Genomic DNA, 17,678 nt, shown 5'->3' with positions numbered 1-17,678 from the left:
GCCGGGCTTGCGGCCGCGCAAACCGCGCGCTCCGGCCTGTGCTAAGGTGATGTTTTGGCCGCCAAGGAGGCAACCATGGCCACCGAACAAGACCTGCAAGCCCTGTCCCCATCCGACCGCGCCCGCCTGGAGCGCCTGGCGGAACTCGCCGGGCGCACGCCGCTGGAAACCTTGTACTTTGTTCAACGGGACGGGTTCGAAGAGTGCGAAGAGAGCGTGCGTGAAAACTTAATCGCGGAGCAAGATATTGCAGAGGGACGCGGGGTTCCGAACGAACAAGTGATGGAAGACGCCCAGCGCATCATTGACGAATGTGCTCAGCGTGCCAAGCAAGCCTAAGATCGTTTGGGCCCCGGCAGCGAAAGCTGACTATGACGCGGCGTTGCGGCGCATCGGTACGACGGATCCGCGCGCGGCGGACTTGGTAGCGCGTCGGGTTCGACGACTGCTGGCTCTGCTGGAAATTCAGCCCATGCTCGGCACACCGGCGACGACTTTGGATATTCGTCGATTCGCTATCCCGAAGACCGGACACACGATCGAATACCGTGTGCGTCCGGGAGAACTTCATATCTTGCGCTGGTACCGCCAGCGGCGCAAGCGGCCGTGATCAGGCGCCGGTGGCGACCGGGCGGGCCGGGTTGGCGCACCATTCGCTCCAGGAGCCTGGATACAGCGAGGCGCCGTGCAGGCCGGCTATTTCCATCGCCAGCAGGTTGTGGCAGGCGGTGACGCCCGAGCCGCATTGCATGATGGCCGTGGGCGCGTTGCTGAACAGCGGCGCGAATTCCTGCTTCAGCTGCGGCCCCGGCTTGAAACGGCCGTCCGGCAGCAGGTTGTCCTTGAAGAAACGGTTCCTGGCGCCCGGAATGTGGCCGCCCACCGGATCGATAGTCTCGTTCTCGCCGCGGAAACGGTCCGCCGCGCGCGCGTCCACCACGGTGCGGCGCTGCGTGCCCAGGTTCTCCACCACGTCGGCCAGGGTCACCGTATGCGCCAGGCTCGGACGCTCGGCGATCTGGCCTCGCGCGCGCTGCGCCACCGGCGTCACCAGCGGCAGGCCTTGCGACTGCCAGGCGGCCAGGCCGCCGTCCAGCACCGCCACCGCCGGGTGGCCCACCCAGCGCAGCAGCCACCACAGGCGCGCCGCGAACATGCCGCCGTGCGCGTCGTAGGCCACCACTTGCGTGCTGTCGCTGATGCCCCAGCTGCGCAGCGTCTCGATCAGCGCGCCGCGCTCGGGCAGCGGATGGCGGCCCGTGAACTGCGCGCCGGCGGCGGCCTTGGGGCCGGACAGGTCGTCGTCGATACTGGCGAACTGCGCGTTCTGGATATGGCCGATGGCGAAGCCGTCGCGGCCCGCGTCCGGGTTCATCAGGTCGTGCCGGCAGTCCAGGATGACCCAGGCCGGGTCGGTCAGGTGCTGCGCGAGGTCGGCGGCGGTGATCAGGGTGGTATGCATGGCGCTCCTCTTACTCGGTTGTTACACTTCGCTGGCGATCGGATCGGTGGTGGCAATGGCTTTGCCGCGCTCCGTACTGCGGGTATTGTAAAACGTTGCGGCGATACCGGAAGCGAGAATGATGGCGATGCCCAGCCAGCTGTGCCAGTCGAAGGAATCGCTGAACACCATCACGCCCCAGAAGCTGGAGAACACGATGCCGGTGTACTGCAGATTGGCCACCACCAGCGTCTTGCCGACGCGGTAGGCGCGCGTCATGGCCATCTGCGCGGCGGTGGCGCTCAGGCCGATGCCCAGCATCAGGAAGAATTTGTACCAGCTGTCGACCGGGTGCCAGATCACCGGGCCGCTGCCCGCTTCCAGGATATGCCCGCCGACGCCGGCCAGCAGGTTGCCGACCGAGAAATAGAACACCACCCGGTATTCCGGCTCGCCCGCCAGGCCCAGTTTGCGCACCTGCATATAAGCCATGGCCGACAGCACGCTCGACACGATGGCCACGATGGCAGGGGCCAGCTGGTTGGAATGGAAGGCCGGCTGCAGCAGCAGGGTGACGCCGACAAAGCTCATCACCACGGCCAGGATCAGCGGCCATTCGATGCGGTTCTGGGCGTGCCACCAGCCGTGCATGAACAGCCACAGCGCGATCCAGATCGGCGCCATGTAGTTCAGCGTCATGGCGGTGGCCAGGGGCAGGTTGGCGATGGCGTAGAACCACAGCCACAGGGAGACCACGCCGATGAAGCCGCGCCACAGGTGGGCGAAGGGCATGCTGGTCTTGAAGCTGCCGCCCTGGATGCGGATCATGCAGAACAGCACCGTCACGCCGATGACGCCCCGGCACAGCACGATCTCGGAGGTGGAGTAGATTTCCGAGGCCAGTTTCACGCATACGCCCATGGCGGCGAACATGAAACTGGCGAACAACATCCAAAGCGATTGCATCACATTCCTGTTTCTGCCGCCTTGGCGGCTGGGTTACAAAGCGACTTTGCTGCGGTACCACTCGTGGAAGTGCTGCATGCCGTCTTCCATCGGCGACTGGTACGGGCCGGCGTCGTTTTCGCCGCGCTGCATCAGGATCTTGCGGCCGGCGTCCATGCGCAGGGCGATTTCATCGTCCTCGACGCAGGTTTCCATGTAGGCCGCGCGCTCGGCGTCCACGAAATCGCGCTCGAACAGCACGATTTCCTCGGGATAGTAGAACTCCACCACGTTGCGCGTTTTTTGCGGGCCGTCCGGCCACAGGGTGGACACCACCAGCACGTGCGGATACCACTCCACCATGATGTTGGGGTACAGCGTGAGCCAGATGGCGCCGAATTCGGGCGGTTCGCCGCCGCGGAACTTGAGCACCTGCTCGTGCCATTTCTGGTACACCGGCGAGCCGGACTTGCGCAGGCTGCGGTTCACGCCCACCGTCTGCACGCTGTAGTCGGCGCCGAATTCCCAGCGCAGGTCTTCGCAGTTGACGAAGCCGCCCAGCCCGGGGTGGAAGGGCTCGACGTGGTAGTCCTCCAGGTAGACCTCGATGAAGGTCTTCCAGTTGTAGTCGCACTGATGCACTTCCACGTGGTCGAACATATAGCCGCTGAAGTCCAGGTCCTTGGAGACCGACATTTCCTTCAGCTTGTCCATGACGTTGTAGCCGTTCTGCTCGAACAGCAGCCCGTTCCAGCTTTGCAGCCTGGTCTTGGGCAGGTTCAGGCAGGGCGTCTCGGGGAAGTGCGGCGCGCCGATCAGCTCCCCTTTCAGGTCGTAGGTCCAGCGGTGCAGCGGGCAGACGATGGTGTTGCTGTTGCCGCGCCCATTGAACATCAGCGCCTGGCGGTGGCGGCAGACGTTGGACAGCACTTCAAGGCCGTTGGCGTTGCGCACCAGCATACGCCCTTCGTTTTCGGAAACGAGGGTCGCAAAGTCGCCGGCGTTCGGCACCATCAGTTCATGGCCGACATAGCGCGGCCCTGCTTTGAACAGTTGCTGCATTTCACGCTGCAGTAGCGTTTCGTCAAAATAGACGTTAACCGGAAGTTGCGCGTTGGAGCGCGCTAGCTTGGCGTGGGTAGCCAGATCGGACATCCCAACCCCCCTTAATTAAAGTGCTGCAAACCAAGAAGAGACAGAATCCGTAAAGACCTGAATTCAGTTTTTGAAACGGTATTTCGGACAGAACCGGAGATTATACCGTGAAATGCCTATATTCCGCTGGCTTTCCTGACAAGGGCGCCCGATTGCCTCGCCGACAGGGTAGACTGGAGAGCAACACTGTAAGCGCCGGTTGCACTTGTGCCGAAGTGTTAATTCCACTGCATTGGTTGGTTTGATCTAAAATAACGGGCTACACTGCGCTGGCGGCCCCTGAACGCTGCCCGGCCTTACCGATTTGAGTGCTTATGTCTAAGAAATTGAATGCTGACCCCGTGAATGCCGCATCCGCCCCTGCTTCCTTCGAGGAAGCCATGGCGGAGCTTGCGCAACTGGTGACGCAAATGGAAGCGGGCCAGCTGCCGCTGGAAGCGTCCGTCGCGGCCTATGCGCGCGGCTCGGAACTGGTTAAATACTGCGCCGGCCAGCTCGACAAGGTGGAAGCGCAGGTCAAGGTGCTGGAAGGCGGCATGCTCAAGCCTTTCGCCGACGCCGAGGAGCTGGCATGAGCGCGGCCTTCCACGACTGGATGAAAACCATCCAGGCCGGCATGGAGCAGGATATGGGCGCCTACCTGCCGGGCGCCGGCGCCGTGCCGTCCAAATTGCACGAAGCGATGCGCTACGCGCTGCTGGGGGGCGGCAAGCGTGTGCGTCCCCTGCTGGTGTACGCGGCCGGGGCCCTGTTCGGCGCCGACGCCGCAGTACTGAGCCGCGCCGCCGCCGCCGTCGAAATGATCCATGCCTACTCGCTGGTGCACGACGACATGCCCTGCATGGACGACGATGAACTGCGCCGCGGCAAGCCGACCGTGCACGTGGCCTACGACGAGGCCACCGCGCTGCTGGTGGGCGACGCGCTGCAATCGCAAGCCTTCCTGGTGCTGGCCGACGCGGCCGCGGCGGACGGCGCGGCGCTGCCGCCGGGGCGCCTGGCGGCCATGCTGCGCCTGCTGGCCCATGCTTCCGGCTCGGCCGGCATGTGCGGCGGCCAGGCGATCGACCTGGACAGCGTGGGCCTGAGCCTGACGCTGGAACAGCTCGAGCGCATGCATCAACTGAAGACCGGCGCCTTGCTGCGCGCGTCCGTGGTGCTGGGCGCGCTGGCCGGCAAGGATCTGGACCAGACGGAACTGACCGCGCTGAACGACTATGCGCGCGCCATCGGCCTGGCCTTCCAGGTGGTGGACGACGTGCTCGACGCCACGGCCGATTCGGCCACGCTGGGCAAAACCGCCGGCAAGGACGCGGCCGACAACAAGCCGACCTATGTTTCGATACTGGGTCTGGAACCGTCGCGCGAGCTGGCGGAAACATTGCGGCGCGACGCGCATGCTGCGCTCGCGCCGTTTGGAGAAAAAGCTCTGCGGTTACGCGAACTCGCGGATCTGATCGTGCAGCGGAAGGCATAAATGAACTTGCTTGAAAATATCAACGACCCGGCAGACGTGCGCAAGCTGGCACGCACCCAACTCACGCCGCTGGCGCACGAAGTGCGCAACTACCTGCTCGATTCCGTCTCCAAGACGGGCGGCCACCTGTCGTCCAACCTGGGCACGGTGGAACTGACCGTGGCGCTGCACTACGTCTTCAACACGCCGCACGACCGCATCGTGTGGGACGTGGGCCACCAGACCTACACGCACAAGATCCTGACCGGCCGCCGCAAGCAGATGCACACGCTGCGCCAGCTGGACGGCATTTCCGGCTTCCCGCGCCGCGTGGAAAGCGAATACGACACCTTCGGCACCGCGCACTCGTCGACCTCGATCTCGGCCGCGCTGGGCATGGCGCAGGCGGCCAAGATCAAGGGCGAGCACCGCCACGCCATCGCCGTCATCGGCGACGGTTCCATGACCGCCGGCATGGCGTTCGAGGCCCTCAACAACGCCGGCGTGCAGGAGGACGTCAACCTGCTGGTGATCCTGAACGACAACGACATGTCGATCTCGCCGCCGGTGGGCGCGCTGAACCGCTACCTGGCGCGCCTGATGTCGGGCCAGTTCTACGCGGCCGCCAAGAATGTCGGCAAGCAGGTCCTGCCCGGCCCCGTGCTGGAGCTGGCCAAGCGCTTCGAAGAGCATGCGAAAGGCATGGTGGTTCCGGCCACCATGTTCGAGGAATTCGGTTTCAACTACATCGGCCCGATCGACGGCCATGACCTGGAATCGCTGATCCCGACGCTGGAGAACATCAAGAAGCTGAAGGGTCCGCAATTCCTGCATGTGGTGACCAAGAAGGGCCAGGGCTACAAGCTGGCCGAGGCCGAGCCGGTGCTGTACCACGGCACGCCCAAATTCAATCCGGCCGAGGGCATCAAGCCCGCTCCGGCCGGCAAGATCACCTACACCGAAGTGTTCGGCAACTGGCTGTGCGACATGGCCAAGGCCGACCAGCGCCTGGTCGGCATCACACCCGCCATGCGCGAAGGCTCGGGCATGGTGCGCTTCGAGCAGGAATACCCGGACCGCTATTTCGACGTCGGCATCGCCGAGCAGCACTCGGTCACCTTCGGCGCGGGCCTGGCCTGCGAAGGCCTGAAGCCGGTGGTGGCGATCTACTCCACCTTCCTGCAGCGCGCCTACGACCAGCTGATCCACGACGTGGCGCTGCAAAACCTGGACGTGACCTTTGCGCTGGACCGCGCCGGCCTGGTGGGCGCGGACGGCGCCACCCACGCCGGCAACTACGACCTGGCCTACCTGCGCTGCATCCCCAACATGGTGGTGATGGCCGCGTCGGACGAGAATGAATGCCGCCAGATGCTCACCACGGGCTACCACTACGACGGTCCGGCCGCCATCCGCTATCCGCGCGGCGCGGGCATCGGCGCGGCCATCGATCCGAAACTGGATGCGATCGAGATCGGCAAGGGCGAGATCAAGCGCAAAGGCGAGAAGATCGCCATCCTGGCGTTCGGTTCGATGGTGGCGCCATCGGTAACGGCGGGCGCGCAGCTGGGCGCCACCGTGGCCAACATGCGCTTCGTCAAGCCGCTGGACGTGGACCTGGTGAGGCAGCTGGCCGCCGACCATGATTACTTCGTGACGGTGGAAGAGGGCTGCATCATGGGCGGCGCCGGCGCCGCCGTGGCCGAAGCGCTGGCCGCCGAAGGCATCGTCAAGCCGGTGCTCATGCTCGGCCTGCCGGACAAGTTCATCGACCATGGCGACCCGGCCAAACTGCTGGCCAGCGTGGGCCTGGACGCCGCCGGCATCGCTGCCTCCATCAAGGCGCGCTTCGTGGCGGCGGACGGCAGCGACGAGCCGCGCCTCGTGGTCAACAACGGCTGAAGGCAAGCACGCTATGCCAGTCAGTTCCTACCTCGACACCTCGCCCGAACTGGGCGAGGGGGTCTACCTGCACGAGACCGCGCAAGTGATCGGCGACGTGCGCATCGGGCGCGATTCCTCCGTGTGGTGCAACACCGTGCTGCGCGGGGACGTGAACCGCATCACCATCGGCGAGTGCAGCAATGTGCAGGACTTTGCCATGGGCCACGTGTCGCACAAGAACGCGGCCAAGCCGGACGGCTCGCCGCTGGTGATCGGCAACTACGTCACCATTGGCCACTCCGTGATCCTGCATGGCTGCGAGATCGGCGATGAATGCCTGATCGGCATGGGCACCATCGTCATGGACGACGTGGTGGTGAAAAAGCACGTCATGATCGGCGCCGGCAGCCTGGTTGCACCCGGCAAGGTGCTGGAAAGCGGCTACCTGTACGTTGGCCGCCCGGTCAAGCGCGTGCGCAAGCTCACCGATGAAGAAATCGCCTACCTGAAGTATTCGGCCGAACACTACGTCCGCGTCAAAAACAACCATTCCAGGTAAGTCCCCCTTGCGGCGGCGCCCGCGCTCTCCTATATTGGTATAAACGGTTTATTCCAATACTGGGGGATCGCCATGCGCTCTTGCGCCCGCTGCGCTTGTTCCGCGGTGCTGCTTGCAGCATGTTTGCTGCCGCAGGCCGCGCCGGCGCAGGTGCCCGATTCCGGCCGCTGGCAGGAGCTGCGCTTCGGCGCGGAAGAGGTCGGCGAACGCATGGAAGACCGTTACATCGAGCAGGTGGTGGAACTGGCCGCCGCCGGCCGGCTCGATGCGGACCGCGCGCTGCTGCACCGCCTGCGCTACATCAGCCGGGAACTGATCGCCGCCGCCATTGAGTTGAAACCGGAAGCGGCGTCCTGGCCGTGGGAAGTGCACCTGGCCAGCGGGCCGGATATCGAAGCGGTCTGCCTGGCCGGCGGCAAGCTGCTGGTGGGCGCCGATTTCGTGCGGCGGCTGGCGCTGGACGACAGCGAACTGGCCGTGCTGCTGGCGCACGAGGTGGCGCACGCCATTGCGGAACACTCACGCGAGTTCCTGTCCGAAGCGCAGCTGGTTTATCGGCCGCTGGTGCCGGTGGACGTGGTCATGCTGCGGCTCGACAGCGACTTGTCCCTGCAACTGCGCCTGGCAAGCCTGGCCCGCACACAGGAGCGCGAGGCGGACCAGCTGGGGATGGTGCTGGCGCACCGCGCCGGATGGCCCACGTCGGCCATGCTCAGTTTCTACCGCAAGCTGGCGGACGCGGACGGCGGCGCCGGTGAGTCCCTGGTCGCCAGCCATCCCTCGCACGCCTCGCGCATCAGCATGTCGCGCGGCATGGCGCGGCTGCTGGAGCGATGACCTCGACGCCGCGATGCGCCCTACAGCGCCTCATAGGCAGCCTTCGCCATCGCCTCGTAACCGGCGTCGCCGGGGTGCAGGTGATCGCCCGAGTCGTACGCGGGCAGCATGCGGGACGGGTGCGCCGGGTCGCGCAGAACGGCGTCGAAGTCCGCCACCGCGTCGAAGGCGCCGCTGCCGCGTATCCAGTCGTTCACCTGGCGCCGCACGGCGTCCTTGGCTGGGCTGTAGTGATCCGACAGGGGAGTGCCTTGCAGCGCGTTCTCGAAAGGCGCCATGGTGGCGCCGACCACCTTCACCTTGCGCTCCCTGGCGCGTTCTATCAGCTTGCGGTAGCCGGCGATCAGCGTTTCCGCTTGCATGGCCGGATCGTGCGGGGCGAAGCCGCTGGCGGGCCAGCCGATGTCGTTGATGCCCAGCGCAATGATCACGCTGCGCACGCCCGGCTGCGCCAGCACGTCGTGCTCGAAGCGCGCTGCTGCCCGCTCGCCCATGCGGTCTCCCAGTACCCGCGCGCCCGAAATCCCGGCGTTGGCGACGCCGATTCCGCGCGCTGCGGCCAGCCTGGCCAGGTAGTCCGGCCAGCGGCGGTCATGGTCCGGCGTGGAGCCGTTGCCGTCTGTGAGCGAGTCGCCGAAGGCGACGACCGTGCCGCCCGTCGCCATCGCTGTTTCCCTGGCCGTTGCCGGCGCGCCGCCGCTGACGTGGATCGCGCTCAGGAACACGCGTCCTTGCAGCGGCGCCGCCTCCGACAACTGTCGCGCGCCGGCCTGGTTGCCGCGGCCGACAAAGGCCGTCTGCTGCGCGCCCCAGTGGAAGGTGGACGGCGCCGCACGCTGCGGAAAGTAAGTTGACACGCTCAACCGTTCAAGCGCACGCACGCTGAAGTCCAGCGCGTCGCTGACCGCCTGCTGGCCGGGCGCCACGGTCACCGAGCGCCGGCCGCCAAAGGTCAGAATGCCCGCCGGCGCGCCTGCAATGGCGCTGGAAGCGCCGCCTGCCGCGTTGCCGGCGCTGCGGGCCAGCTGTGCTTCGCCGATCACCAGCGGCTCCGTGCCATAGCGGTTCGACAGCACCACCCGCACGCGCTGCCCGCCCACGCTGAGGCGCAGCGTCTCGCGCACGGTTTGTTTCTGCAGGCTGAGCGGGATATTGGTCGGCAGCGCGAAGCCCGCATCCCAGCCGGGCTGCGGCGCCGCGTACCAGCTGGTCTGCCACTGTTCGGCCGCTGCGGCCGCTGCGGTGGACGAGGCGAGGGCGGCGGCAGCGCCGATGGTGGCTATGGTGGCTATGGTCTTGAACATGATGTGCTCCTTGAGTCAGTGTGCAGACATCTTCATTCATTCCAATCCCATGCGGAAGCTGTTGAAATGGACTATGATTCATTCCAATATAGAATGAGGACCCGGCATGGACACCATCCGCTCCCTGCAGTACTTCGTGCGCGCCGTCGAACTGGGCAGCTTGTCCGCCGTCGCGCGCGAACACGGCACCACGCAGCCCACGGTGAGCAAGGTCGTCGCGGCCCTGGAAGACAGCCTGGGCGTGCGCCTGCTCGAACGCAGCACCTCCAGCCTGTCGGCCACCGTGCAGGGCCAGCGCTTCTACCAGCGCAGCAAGGGCGTGCTGGAAGACTACGCCGAAGCCGTGGCCGAGGCGCGCGGCGAAAGCCAGAGCGCTGCCGGCCTGCTGCGCGTAAACGCCCCGGTCGCGCTGGGCCAGTTCCGCCTGAACGCGCTGGTGCAGGAGTTCCTCGCGCACTACCCGGAAATGGAAATCGAGCTGATACTGAACGACCGCATGGCGGACTTGGTGGAAGAGGGCGTCGACGTCGCGCTGCGCCTGGGAAGCGAGCTGCCGCCCAACGCCATCGCCCGCAAGATCGCCGGCTCGCCGCGCTGGCTGGTGGCATCGCCCGGCTACCTGCACAGCCGCCCCACGCTGCACCAGCCAGAGGACCTGGCGGCGCACGACTACATCCGCTTCGCCTGGCTCAGCACCGGCGGCATGGTCGAACTGCATAACGGCGCGCGCAGCGTGCGCATCCAAACCCAGGGCCGCTACCGCGTCAACAACGCGCTGGCGATCCGCGAAAGCCTGGAAATGGGCGCCGGCATCGGCCTGTGCCCCGCCTGGCTGGTGCAGGACCTGCTGGCAAGCCGCAAGCTCACCCGCGTGCTGCAGGACTGGCACGGCGCCGCGCAGGATCTCAGCCTGATCTATCCCTCCCGCCGGCACCAGCCGTTGCGCACCCGGCTGTTCATGGACTTTCTCCAGGCGCGCCTGCCGCAACAGGCAGGATTCGAAGTTTAACCCTTCTTGCTCTTGCGCTCGTGCTGCCACAGCACGTCGCTGCCGCCGGCGAAGCGGTTCAGCACGCGGGCCAGCACGAACATCAGGTCGGACAGGCGGTTGACGTACTGGCGCGGGTGCTCGTGCAGGGCCTCGGCCTTGCCCAGCGTGACGATGCTGCGCTCAGCGCGGCGGCAGACCGTTCGGCACACGTGGGCGATGGCGGCGGCGCGCGAGCCGGCCGGCAGGATGAACTCGGTCAGCGCCGGCAGGGTGGCGTTGTACTTGGCCAGCAGCGCGTCCAGCTGCTCGACATGTTCCTCCTTGATCATCTGGTAGCCGGGGATGCACAGCTCGCCGCCCAGGTCGAACAGGTCGTGCTGGATGCCCACCAGTTCATCGCGCAGGTCGTCCGGCATGGCTTCGCTGAGCAGCAGGCCGAGGTTGGAGTTCAGCTCGTCCACGTCGCCGATGGCGTGGATGCGCAGGCTGTCCTTGTCGGTGCGGCTGCCGTCGCCCAGGCCGGTGGTGCCGTTGTCGCCGGTGCGGGTGGCGATTTTCGAGAGTCGGTTGCCCATGGTATTGCCCCTTATTTCTGGAATGACAGCGAGCATACGATAATTTCGGCTTGGGTGCCTTACAATCAGTACTTCATCGGCGATATGCTCCACTCCCATGACCACAGCCACCCAAGTAGCCACGCCGGCCTTTACGGCCGAGCGCCAGCACAGCGTCGCGGCGGCCCTGCGCGCCGCGCTGCCGGCAAGCAGCATCCTGTCCGCGCTGGAGGACACCCGGCCCTACGAGTGCGACGGCCTGTCGGCCTACCGCCAGCCGCCCATGATCGTGGCGCTGCCCGCCAATGAGCAGGAGGTGCTGGCGGTGCTCAAGGTGTGCCGCGACATGAACGTGCCCATCGTGCCGCGCGGCGCGGGCACCGGGCTGTCCGGCGGCGCCATGCCGATTGCCGACGGGGTGGTGCTGTCCACCGCGCGCATGAACCAGATCGTGCGCATGGACGCGTATTCGCGCACGGCCGTGGTGCAGCCCGGCGTGCGCAACCTGGCCATCTCGGAGGCGGCCGCGCAGCATGCGCTGTACTACGCCCCCGATCCGTCCTCGCAAATTGCCTGCACCATAGGCGGCAACGTGGCGGAGAACTCGGGCGGCGTGCATTGCCTGAAGTACGGCCTGACGGTGCACAACGTGCTGCGCGTGCGCATGGCCACCATCGAGGGCGATGTGGTGGAGCTGGGCAGCGAGGCGCTCGATGCGCCGGGCCTGGACCTGTTGTCGGCCTTCATCGGCTCGGAGGGCATGCTGGGCATCGTCACCGAGGTGACGGTAAAGCTGGTGCCCAAGCCGGCCTGTGCGCGCGTGATCATGGCGTCCTTCGGCGACGTGGTCACCGGCGGCAATGCGGTGGCCAAGGTGATTGCGGCCGGAATTATCCCTGCCGGGCTGGAAATGATGGACCGCACCTCCTCGCGCATGGTGGAGCCATTCGTGAAGGCGGGCTACGACACCGACGCCGCCGCCATCCTGCTGTGCGAGGCGGACGGCACGCTGGAAGAGGTGGAAGAAGAAATCGCGCGCATGACGGCGGTGCTGGAGGCGGCCGGCGCCAGCGCCATCCAGGTGTCGCAGAGCGAGGCCGAGCGGCTGAAGTTCTGGTCGGGGCGCAAGAACGCTTTCCCTGCGGCCGGCCGCATCTCGCCGGATTACTACTGCATGGACGGCACCATCCCGCGCAAGCACCTGGCGCGGGTGCTGATCGGCATTGAACAGATGGAGCTGAAGTACGGCCTGCGCTGCGCCAATGTGTTCCATGCGGGCGACGGCAACCTGCATCCGCTGATCCTGTTCGACGCGAACCAGCCGGATGAGCTGGAGCGCGCCGAGGCCTTCGGCGCCGAAATCCTGGCGCTGTGCGTGGAAGTGGGCGGCACCATCACGGGCGAGCATGGCGTGGGCATCGAGAAAATCGATTCCATGTGCGTGCAGTTCAAGCCTGCCGAGCTGGAGGCTTTCTTCAGCGTGAAGCGCGCCTTCGATCCGGCCATGCTGCTCAATCCGAACAAGGCCATTCCCACCCTGAACCGCTGCGCGGAGTTCGGCAAGATGCGCGTGACGGCAGGCCTGCTGCCGCATGCGGGTTTGCCGCGTTTTTAATCGGAGCCACATGCAAGCGATCGTAGAGCAATTCCGTAACCAGGTACTCGCTGCCGTCGAGGCGGGAACGCCTTTGCGCGTGCGCGGCGGCGGCAGCAAGGACTGGTATGGCAACGCGGCCATGGACCCGGCTGCGCCGGGCGCGCTGCTCGATACCCGCGCTTACACCGGGGTGGTGGACTACGAGCCGACCGAACTGGTGATCACGGTGCGCTGCGGCACGCCGCTGGCCGAGGTGGAGGCACTGCTGGCCGCCAACGGCCAGATGCTGGCGTTCGAGCCGCCGCGCTTGGGCGCCGGGTCGACCATCGGCGGGGTGGTGGCAAGCGGCCTGGCCGGGCCGCGCCGCGCCAGCGCCGGCGGCGTGCGGGACTTCGTGCTGGGCGCCAAGCTCATGGACGGCAAGGGCGAGGTGCTGAACTTCGGCGGGCAGGTGATGAAGAACGTGGCGGGCTACGATGTTTCGCGCCTGCTGGCCGGCTCGATGGGCACGCTGGGATTGATACTGGAGGTGTCGCTCAAGGTGCTGCCGCTGCCGGTATGCGAAGCCGCGCTGCGTTTCGAATTGGGCGAGATCGATGCGCTGCGGCGCCTGAATGAGTGGGCCGGGCAGCCTTTGCCGCTGTCGGCCAGTTGCTGGCACCGGGGCGTGCTGACGCTGCGGCTGTCGGGTGCGGAGGCAGCGGTGCGCGCGGCATTGGCGCGCATGGACGGTGCGCGCGTCCCTGATGGCGAAGCGGCGGCGTTCTGGGCCAGCCTGCGCGACCAGTCGCACGGCCACTTCAATGGTGGCGCCCTGTGGCGGCTGTCGGTGCCGCCAGCGGCCAGCTCCATCATCCTGAAAGGCGAGCAGCTGATCGAATGGGGCGGCGCGCAGCGCTGGCTGAAAGTGGACGCGGCGCCCACCGCCGATACGGCGCAGGATGTCCGCCGCACGGTGGCGGCGGCGGGCGGCCACGCCACGCTGTTCCGCGCCGATGACAAACGTGCCGGCGCGTTTCATCCGCCGGCGTCCGCCGTGGCGAAGATCAACCAGCGCCTGAAGCAGGCCTTCGATCCGGCCGGTATCTTCAACCCCGGCCGCATGTAGACTCCGATACCATGCAAACCAACCTGGCAGACTTCATCAAGAACACGCGCGAAGGCGACGAGGCCGAGGCCATCCTGCGCGCCTGCGTGCATTGCGGCTTTTGCACCGCCACCTGTCCCACCTACCAGCTGCTGGGCGATGAGCTCGATGGCCCGCGCGGCCGCATCTACCTGATCAAGCAGGTGCTGGAAGGCGCGCCCGTGACGCAGAAAACGCAGACCCACCTGGACCGCTGCCTGACCTGCCGCAACTGCGAGAGCACCTGTCCGTCCGGCGTGCAGTACGGCCGCCTGGCCGACATCGGCCGCAAGGTGGTCGAGCAGCGCGTGCAGCGGCCGCTGGCCGAGCGCGTGAAACGCTACGTGCTGAAAGAAGCATTGCCGCGCCGCTGGCTGTTCGAGCCGGCGCTGGCCATGGGGCGCCTGTTCAAGCCGGTGCTCTCGCCGGCGCTGCAGGACAAGCTGCCGCCGGCCGCGGCTGCGGGGCGCAGGCCTGCGCGCAGCCATGCGCGCAGGATGCTGGTGCTGGAAGGCTGTGTGCAGCCGGGCATGGCGCCCAACATCAACGCCGCCACGGCGCGCGTGCTGGATGCGCTGGGCGTGCAGTTGGTCGCCGCGCGCAAGGCGGGCTGCTGCGGCGCGTTGCGCTACCACCTGAATGAGCAGGAGGGGGGGCTGGACGACATGCGCCGCAATATCGATGCGTGGTGGCCCTACGTTGCCGGAGATGCCGCGCCGGTCGAGGCCATCGTGATGACAGCTTCCGGCTGCGGCGTCACCGTCAAGGAGTACGGCCATCTGCTGGCGCACGACCCCGCCTATGCCGAGAAGGCGCGCCGCGTGTCGGCGCTGACCAGGGACCTGAGCGAGGTGATGCCGGAGTTCGAGGCGGAGCTGGCGCAACGCATGCGGGGCCGCATCGCCGAGCGGGTGGCCTTCCATCCGCCTTGCACCCTGCAGCACGGGCAGCAGATACGCGGCAAGGTGGAAGGCGTGCTGCGCGCCGTGGGCGTGGAGGTGGTGCTGTGCGCGGACAGCCATCTGTGCTGCGGCTCGGCTGGCACCTATTCGATGCTGCAGCCGGAGCTGTCGATGCAGCTGCGCGAGCGCAAGCTGGAGAACCTGGCGGCCACCGGCGCGAAGAAGATCGTGTCGGCCAATATCGGTTGCCTTACGCACCTGCAGTCCGGCACCGAAACGCCGGTGCAGCACTGGATAGAACTGATCGATCAGGCGCTGGGCAAGCTGGCGTAGGGGATGCTGGGAGCGCCGCTCATGCCGTCGACCGGCAGCAGGGCGGCGCGCTGCCAGGCGGGCGTGGCGGCGAAGCTGGCGGTCCACGGCAGCACCTCGCCGGCCGGCATCGGGCGCGCGATGCCGTAGCCTTGCGCCAGCTCGCAGCCCAGGCGCATCAGCTGGGCGCCGTGTTCCACCGTCTCGACGCCCTCCGCGATCACGCTGCGGTTGAAGGCGCGTGCCAGGCCGATGACGGCCGACACCAGGTGCAGGTCGTCGCGGTCGACCAGCATGTTGCGCACGAAGCTCTGGTCTATCTTCAGCACTTCGGCAGGCAGGCGCTTCAGGTAGGACATGGACGAGTAGCCGGTGCCGAAATCGTCCAGCGCGAAGCGGATGCCGAGCGCCTGGCATTCCAGCATGATGGCGCGCACGTGGCCGATGTCCGCCAGCGCCGACGATTCCAGTATCTCCAGCTCCAGCATGCGCGGCGGCACGCCGGGAAATTCGGCCAAGATGGCGGTCAGGCGCGGCACGAAGTCGGTGCGCTGGAAATGGCGCGCGGCGATGTTGACGCTCACCACCCAGTCCGGATGGCTGGCGCGCCACAGTTCCAGCTGGCGCAGCGCGTGGCGCAGCACCATGTCGCCGATTTCCACGATCAGGTCGGTATGCTCGACCACCGGCAGGAACTCCATCGGCCCGACGATGCCGCGCTGCGGATGGCGCCAGCGCAGCAGCGCCTCCATGCCGATGATGCGGCCGGCGCGCATGTCCAGCTTGGGCTGGTAGTACAGGCACAACTCCTCGGCGCGCAGCGCGGCGCGGATTTCGGTGCGGCGGTTGTGGTGCGTGCGCACCTGCTCGTCCAGGTGCACATCGAAATAGTGTACCTTGTTGCGGCCGGTGAGCTTGGCCTGGTACAGCGCCTGGTCGGCGTGGCGCAGCAGGTTGTCGGCGCTGATGTCGCCGCCCTGGTAGATCGTGACGCCGGCGCTGGCCGGCACCGACAGCGTCTGCGTCTCGCAATGGTAAGGGCGGGCCAGCAGCGCGAGCAGCTGCGCCAGCGTGTGCTCGACGGCGGCCTGGTCGGGCTGGTCCGGCAGCAGCAGCACGAATTCGTCCCCGCCCAGGCGCGCGGCGTAGTGGCGCGGACCGGCGAAGCTGTGCAGGCGGCCGGCTGCCTGCTTGAGGATTTCATCGCCCAGCGCGTGGCCGCCGCGCTCATTCACCTGCTGGAAGTGGTCCAGGTCCAGCATGCACACGGCCAGCATGGCGTTGTGCTCTTTGGCCAGTTCCAGTTCATGCTCGAAGCGGGCCGCCAGCGCGCTGCGGTTGGGCAGGCCGGTCAGCAGGTCGTGCTGGCTTTGCCAGGACATTTGCTGGATCAGCTGCTTCTTCTCGCTCACGTCGCGGAACACCAGCACTATCCCTTGTACGCCCGCCTGCGCCGCAGCGGACAGCCGCGCCGCGCCGCCGTCCTCGTTGCGCCGGATGGGCGCGATCGTGTATTCGATGACGAAGCTGGCGCCGGATGGCTGGCGCAGGGTCTGGTTCTTGGCGCGCACCACGGCGCCGCCGGCGTAGATGCTCTGCATGGTGCGCTTCAGCGCCTGGTGGCCGAAGTTGTTGGCCAGCGTGAACACCGCTTGCAGCTGCCTGCCGCGCGCCTGCTCTTCGCCATAGCCGGTGAGCTGCTGCGCCGCTTCGTTCATGCTGCCGATGCGGCCGTCGAGGCCGATCACGATGACGGCGTCGCCGATCGACGACAGCGTGACCTCGATGCGTTCCTTCTGTTCCTGCAGCGAGTGCACCAGCGCCTGCACCTGGCTGGCCATGCTGTTGAAGGTGGTGGCCATGGCGCGCGCCTCGGGCGAGCCGCTGACCGGCATGCGCATGCCAAGGTCGCCGTTCTGGAAGCGGCCGGTGGCGCTTTCGAGGCGCAGCTGCATGCGCCGGTTGAGGTAAATCAGCAGGCCTAGCAGTACGTAGATGGTGACGATGTTTACCGCCGAGATGGCCGCTTGCTGGCGCAGCGCGCGCCATACGCGGTTCAGCGGCTGGGTGGGATGGAACCACAGCGACAGCGTGCCGGGGGCGAGGCCGGGGCCCGCGCCGCCGGGGCCCGCGCCAACCTCGTGCAGCGGCACGCGCAGCTTGAGGTACAGCGGTTCGATGGCGGTGACCCTGCCCAGCCAGGAAGGATGGGCCAGGTCCGGCAGCGGCGCCGCGCCGGCCGAGCTGGTGGCGTTGCCGCCGTGTTCCCAGCGCACCATCGCCAGGTCGGGATCGTGCGCGGCGGCGCCGGCCAGCAATGCGGCAATGGCCAGCTGGTTGCGTTCGCGCTGCAAAGGCTTGAGGGCGGCCGCCAGGTACTGGCTCAATTGCTGCGCTTCGATTTCGTAGCGCTGGCGCGCGGCGGCCGATTCGGATTCGGTCATCAGCGTATAGCGCACGCTGACAATGACGGTTACTAGCAACAAGATAGGGACGAAGAGCCTGGCATAGATTCCCATGCGCATCCACAATGACAGCAATTTCCCCAACAGTGGCATAGGTTTCCGTCCAGCCTTAAATCATTCCTAGTCACATTATTACGTAAAAGTCATGGC

At 66.7% G+C, this 17,678-nt stretch carries 17 protein-coding genes; 11 read left to right on the top strand and 6 right to left on the bottom strand.

Annotated elements, in window-relative coordinates:
- The first annotated feature begins 75 nt into the window (after positions 1–75).
- Together AC6H42_RS17470 and AC6H42_RS17465 are read left to right on the top strand one after the other, a co-directional pair.
- Positions 76–339 (top strand): hypothetical protein, encoded by a 264-nt coding sequence (locus tag AC6H42_RS17470; RefSeq protein ID WP_157200795.1) that lies wholly within the window; start codon positions 76–78, stop codon positions 337–339.
- A complete protein-coding gene (locus AC6H42_RS17465) occupies positions 314–610 on the top strand; it encodes a type II toxin-antitoxin system RelE/ParE family toxin (RefSeq protein ID WP_497548628.1) in 297 nt (98 codons plus the stop codon). The genes AC6H42_RS17470 and AC6H42_RS17465 overlap by 26 nt, the downstream gene beginning before the upstream one ends.
- Here the strand turns inward: AC6H42_RS17465 and AC6H42_RS17460 are convergent, their stop codons facing one another.
- The 3 genes from AC6H42_RS17460 to AC6H42_RS17450 are packed head-to-tail and all read right to left on the bottom strand — an operon-like array spanning position 611 to position 3,541.
- A complete protein-coding gene (locus AC6H42_RS17460; protein ID WP_497548583.1) occupies positions 611–1,462 on the bottom strand; it encodes a sulfurtransferase in 852 nt (283 codons plus the stop codon). It abuts the gene before it with no gap.
- A gap of 21 nt (positions 1,463–1,483) precedes the next feature.
- Positions 1,484–2,407, bottom strand: coding sequence for a DMT family transporter (locus tag AC6H42_RS17455; protein ID WP_497548582.1), 924 nt, complete (start codon positions 2,405–2,407; stop codon positions 1,484–1,486).
- A 33-nt stretch (positions 2,408–2,440) separates the two neighbouring features.
- Positions 2,441–3,541, bottom strand: a complete 1,101-nt coding sequence (locus AC6H42_RS17450) for an aromatic ring-hydroxylating oxygenase subunit alpha (protein WP_057153237.1) — start codon at positions 3,539–3,541, stop codon at positions 2,441–2,443.
- 314 nt (positions 3,542–3,855) lie between these two features.
- On the opposite strand from AC6H42_RS17450, the gene AC6H42_RS17445 reads away from it, so the two are divergent.
- The 5 genes from AC6H42_RS17445 (at position 3,856) to AC6H42_RS17425 (ending at position 8,277) form a co-directional block, all read left to right on the top strand.
- A complete protein-coding gene (locus AC6H42_RS17445; protein WP_057153238.1) occupies positions 3,856–4,116 on the top strand; it encodes an exodeoxyribonuclease VII small subunit in 261 nt (86 codons plus the stop codon).
- A complete protein-coding gene (locus AC6H42_RS17440; protein WP_057153239.1) occupies positions 4,113–5,018 on the top strand; it encodes a polyprenyl synthetase family protein in 906 nt (301 codons plus the stop codon). Before AC6H42_RS17445 ends, AC6H42_RS17440 begins: the two co-directional genes overlap by 4 nt.
- Positions 5,019–6,899, top strand: a complete 1,881-nt coding sequence (gene dxs / locus AC6H42_RS17435; protein WP_057153240.1) for a 1-deoxy-D-xylulose-5-phosphate synthase — start codon at positions 5,019–5,021, stop codon at positions 6,897–6,899.
- Positions 6,900–6,912: 13 nt separating this feature from the next.
- Positions 6,913–7,440 (top strand): gamma carbonic anhydrase family protein, encoded by a 528-nt coding sequence (locus AC6H42_RS17430; RefSeq protein ID WP_057153241.1) that lies wholly within the window; start codon positions 6,913–6,915, stop codon positions 7,438–7,440.
- Between the two features lie 123 nt (positions 7,441–7,563).
- Positions 7,564–8,277 (top strand): M48 family metalloprotease, encoded by a 714-nt coding sequence (locus tag AC6H42_RS17425; RefSeq protein WP_497548581.1) that lies wholly within the window; start codon positions 7,564–7,566, stop codon positions 8,275–8,277.
- Between the two features lie 20 nt (positions 8,278–8,297).
- On the opposite strand, the gene AC6H42_RS17420 is transcribed toward AC6H42_RS17425, so the two are convergent.
- Entirely contained in the window at positions 8,298–9,581 is a 1,284-nt protein-coding gene (locus AC6H42_RS17420) for an SGNH/GDSL hydrolase family protein (protein ID WP_497548580.1), read from the bottom strand.
- Between the two features lie 106 nt (positions 9,582–9,687).
- Between AC6H42_RS17420 and AC6H42_RS17415 the strand changes: the two genes are divergently transcribed.
- Positions 9,688–10,590 (top strand): LysR family transcriptional regulator, encoded by a 903-nt coding sequence (locus AC6H42_RS17415; RefSeq protein ID WP_497548579.1) that lies wholly within the window; start codon positions 9,688–9,690, stop codon positions 10,588–10,590.
- Here the strand turns inward: AC6H42_RS17415 and AC6H42_RS17410 are convergent.
- A complete protein-coding gene (locus tag AC6H42_RS17410; RefSeq protein ID WP_057153245.1) occupies positions 10,587–11,147 on the bottom strand; it encodes a cob(I)yrinic acid a,c-diamide adenosyltransferase in 561 nt (186 codons plus the stop codon). The two genes, AC6H42_RS17415 and AC6H42_RS17410, sit on opposite strands and share 4 nt — an antisense overlap.
- Positions 11,148–11,244: 97 nt before the next feature.
- On the opposite strand from AC6H42_RS17410, the gene AC6H42_RS17405 reads away from it, so the two are divergent.
- From AC6H42_RS17405 to glcF, 3 genes are read left to right on the top strand one after another with little or no spacing between them, the layout of a single operon-like run.
- Complete coding sequence (locus AC6H42_RS17405; RefSeq protein WP_497548578.1) at positions 11,245–12,741, top strand: FAD-linked oxidase C-terminal domain-containing protein; 1,497 nt, start codon at positions 11,245–11,247, stop codon at positions 12,739–12,741.
- 10 nt (positions 12,742–12,751) lie between these two features.
- Positions 12,752–13,831, top strand: a complete 1,080-nt coding sequence (glcE, locus tag AC6H42_RS17400) for a glycolate oxidase subunit GlcE (RefSeq protein ID WP_057153247.1) — start codon at positions 12,752–12,754, stop codon at positions 13,829–13,831.
- Between the two features lie 11 nt (positions 13,832–13,842).
- Entirely contained in the window at positions 13,843–15,084 is a 1,242-nt protein-coding gene (glcF, locus tag AC6H42_RS17395; RefSeq protein WP_057153248.1) for a glycolate oxidase subunit GlcF, read from the top strand.
- On the opposite strand, the gene AC6H42_RS17390 is transcribed toward glcF, so the two are convergent.
- Positions 15,060–17,549, bottom strand: coding sequence for a putative bifunctional diguanylate cyclase/phosphodiesterase (locus AC6H42_RS17390; protein ID WP_497548577.1), 2,490 nt, complete (start codon positions 17,547–17,549; stop codon positions 15,060–15,062). The genes glcF and AC6H42_RS17390 overlap by 25 nt on opposite strands.
- Between the last annotated feature and the right edge of the window lie 129 nt (positions 17,550–17,678).

Source organism: Massilia sp. NBRC 108631, assembly GCF_059704565.1.
This window is presented reverse-complemented; position numbering and strand designations above follow the sequence as displayed.

Bases quoted from the DNA above. Each gene is read 5' to 3' on its own strand.
- AC6H42_RS17415 (WP_497548579.1), top strand. From the start codon at position 9,688: ATGGACACCATCCGCTCCCTGCAGTACTTCGTGCGCGCCGTCGAACTG.
- AC6H42_RS17430 (WP_057153241.1), top strand. From the start codon at position 6,913: ATGCCAGTCAGTTCCTACCTCGACACCTCGCCCGAACTGGGCGAGGGG.
- AC6H42_RS17405 (WP_497548578.1), top strand. From the start codon at position 11,245: ATGACCACAGCCACCCAAGTAGCCACGCCGGCCTTTACGGCCGAGCGC.
- AC6H42_RS17410 (WP_057153245.1), bottom strand. From the start codon at position 11,147: ATGGGCAACCGACTCTCGAAAATCGCCACCCGCACCGGCGACAACGGC.
- AC6H42_RS17420 (WP_497548580.1), bottom strand. From the start codon at position 9,581: ATGTTCAAGACCATAGCCACCATAGCCACCATCGGCGCTGCCGCCGCC.
- AC6H42_RS17450 (WP_057153237.1), bottom strand. From the start codon at position 3,541: ATGTCCGATCTGGCTACCCACGCCAAGCTAGCGCGCTCCAACGCGCAA.
- glcE (WP_057153247.1), top strand. From the start codon at position 12,752: ATGCAAGCGATCGTAGAGCAATTCCGTAACCAGGTACTCGCTGCCGTC.
- AC6H42_RS17455 (WP_497548582.1), bottom strand. From the start codon at position 2,407: ATGCAATCGCTTTGGATGTTGTTCGCCAGTTTCATGTTCGCCGCCATG.
- dxs (WP_057153240.1), top strand. From the start codon at position 5,019: ATGAACTTGCTTGAAAATATCAACGACCCGGCAGACGTGCGCAAGCTG.
- AC6H42_RS17445 (WP_057153238.1), top strand. From the start codon at position 3,856: ATGTCTAAGAAATTGAATGCTGACCCCGTGAATGCCGCATCCGCCCCT.
- glcF (WP_057153248.1), top strand. From the start codon at position 13,843: ATGCAAACCAACCTGGCAGACTTCATCAAGAACACGCGCGAAGGCGAC.
- AC6H42_RS17460 (WP_497548583.1), bottom strand. From the start codon at position 1,462: ATGCATACCACCCTGATCACCGCCGCCGACCTCGCGCAGCACCTGACC.
- AC6H42_RS17470 (WP_157200795.1), top strand. From the start codon at position 76: ATGGCCACCGAACAAGACCTGCAAGCCCTGTCCCCATCCGACCGCGCC.
- AC6H42_RS17440 (WP_057153239.1), top strand. From the start codon at position 4,113: ATGAGCGCGGCCTTCCACGACTGGATGAAAACCATCCAGGCCGGCATG.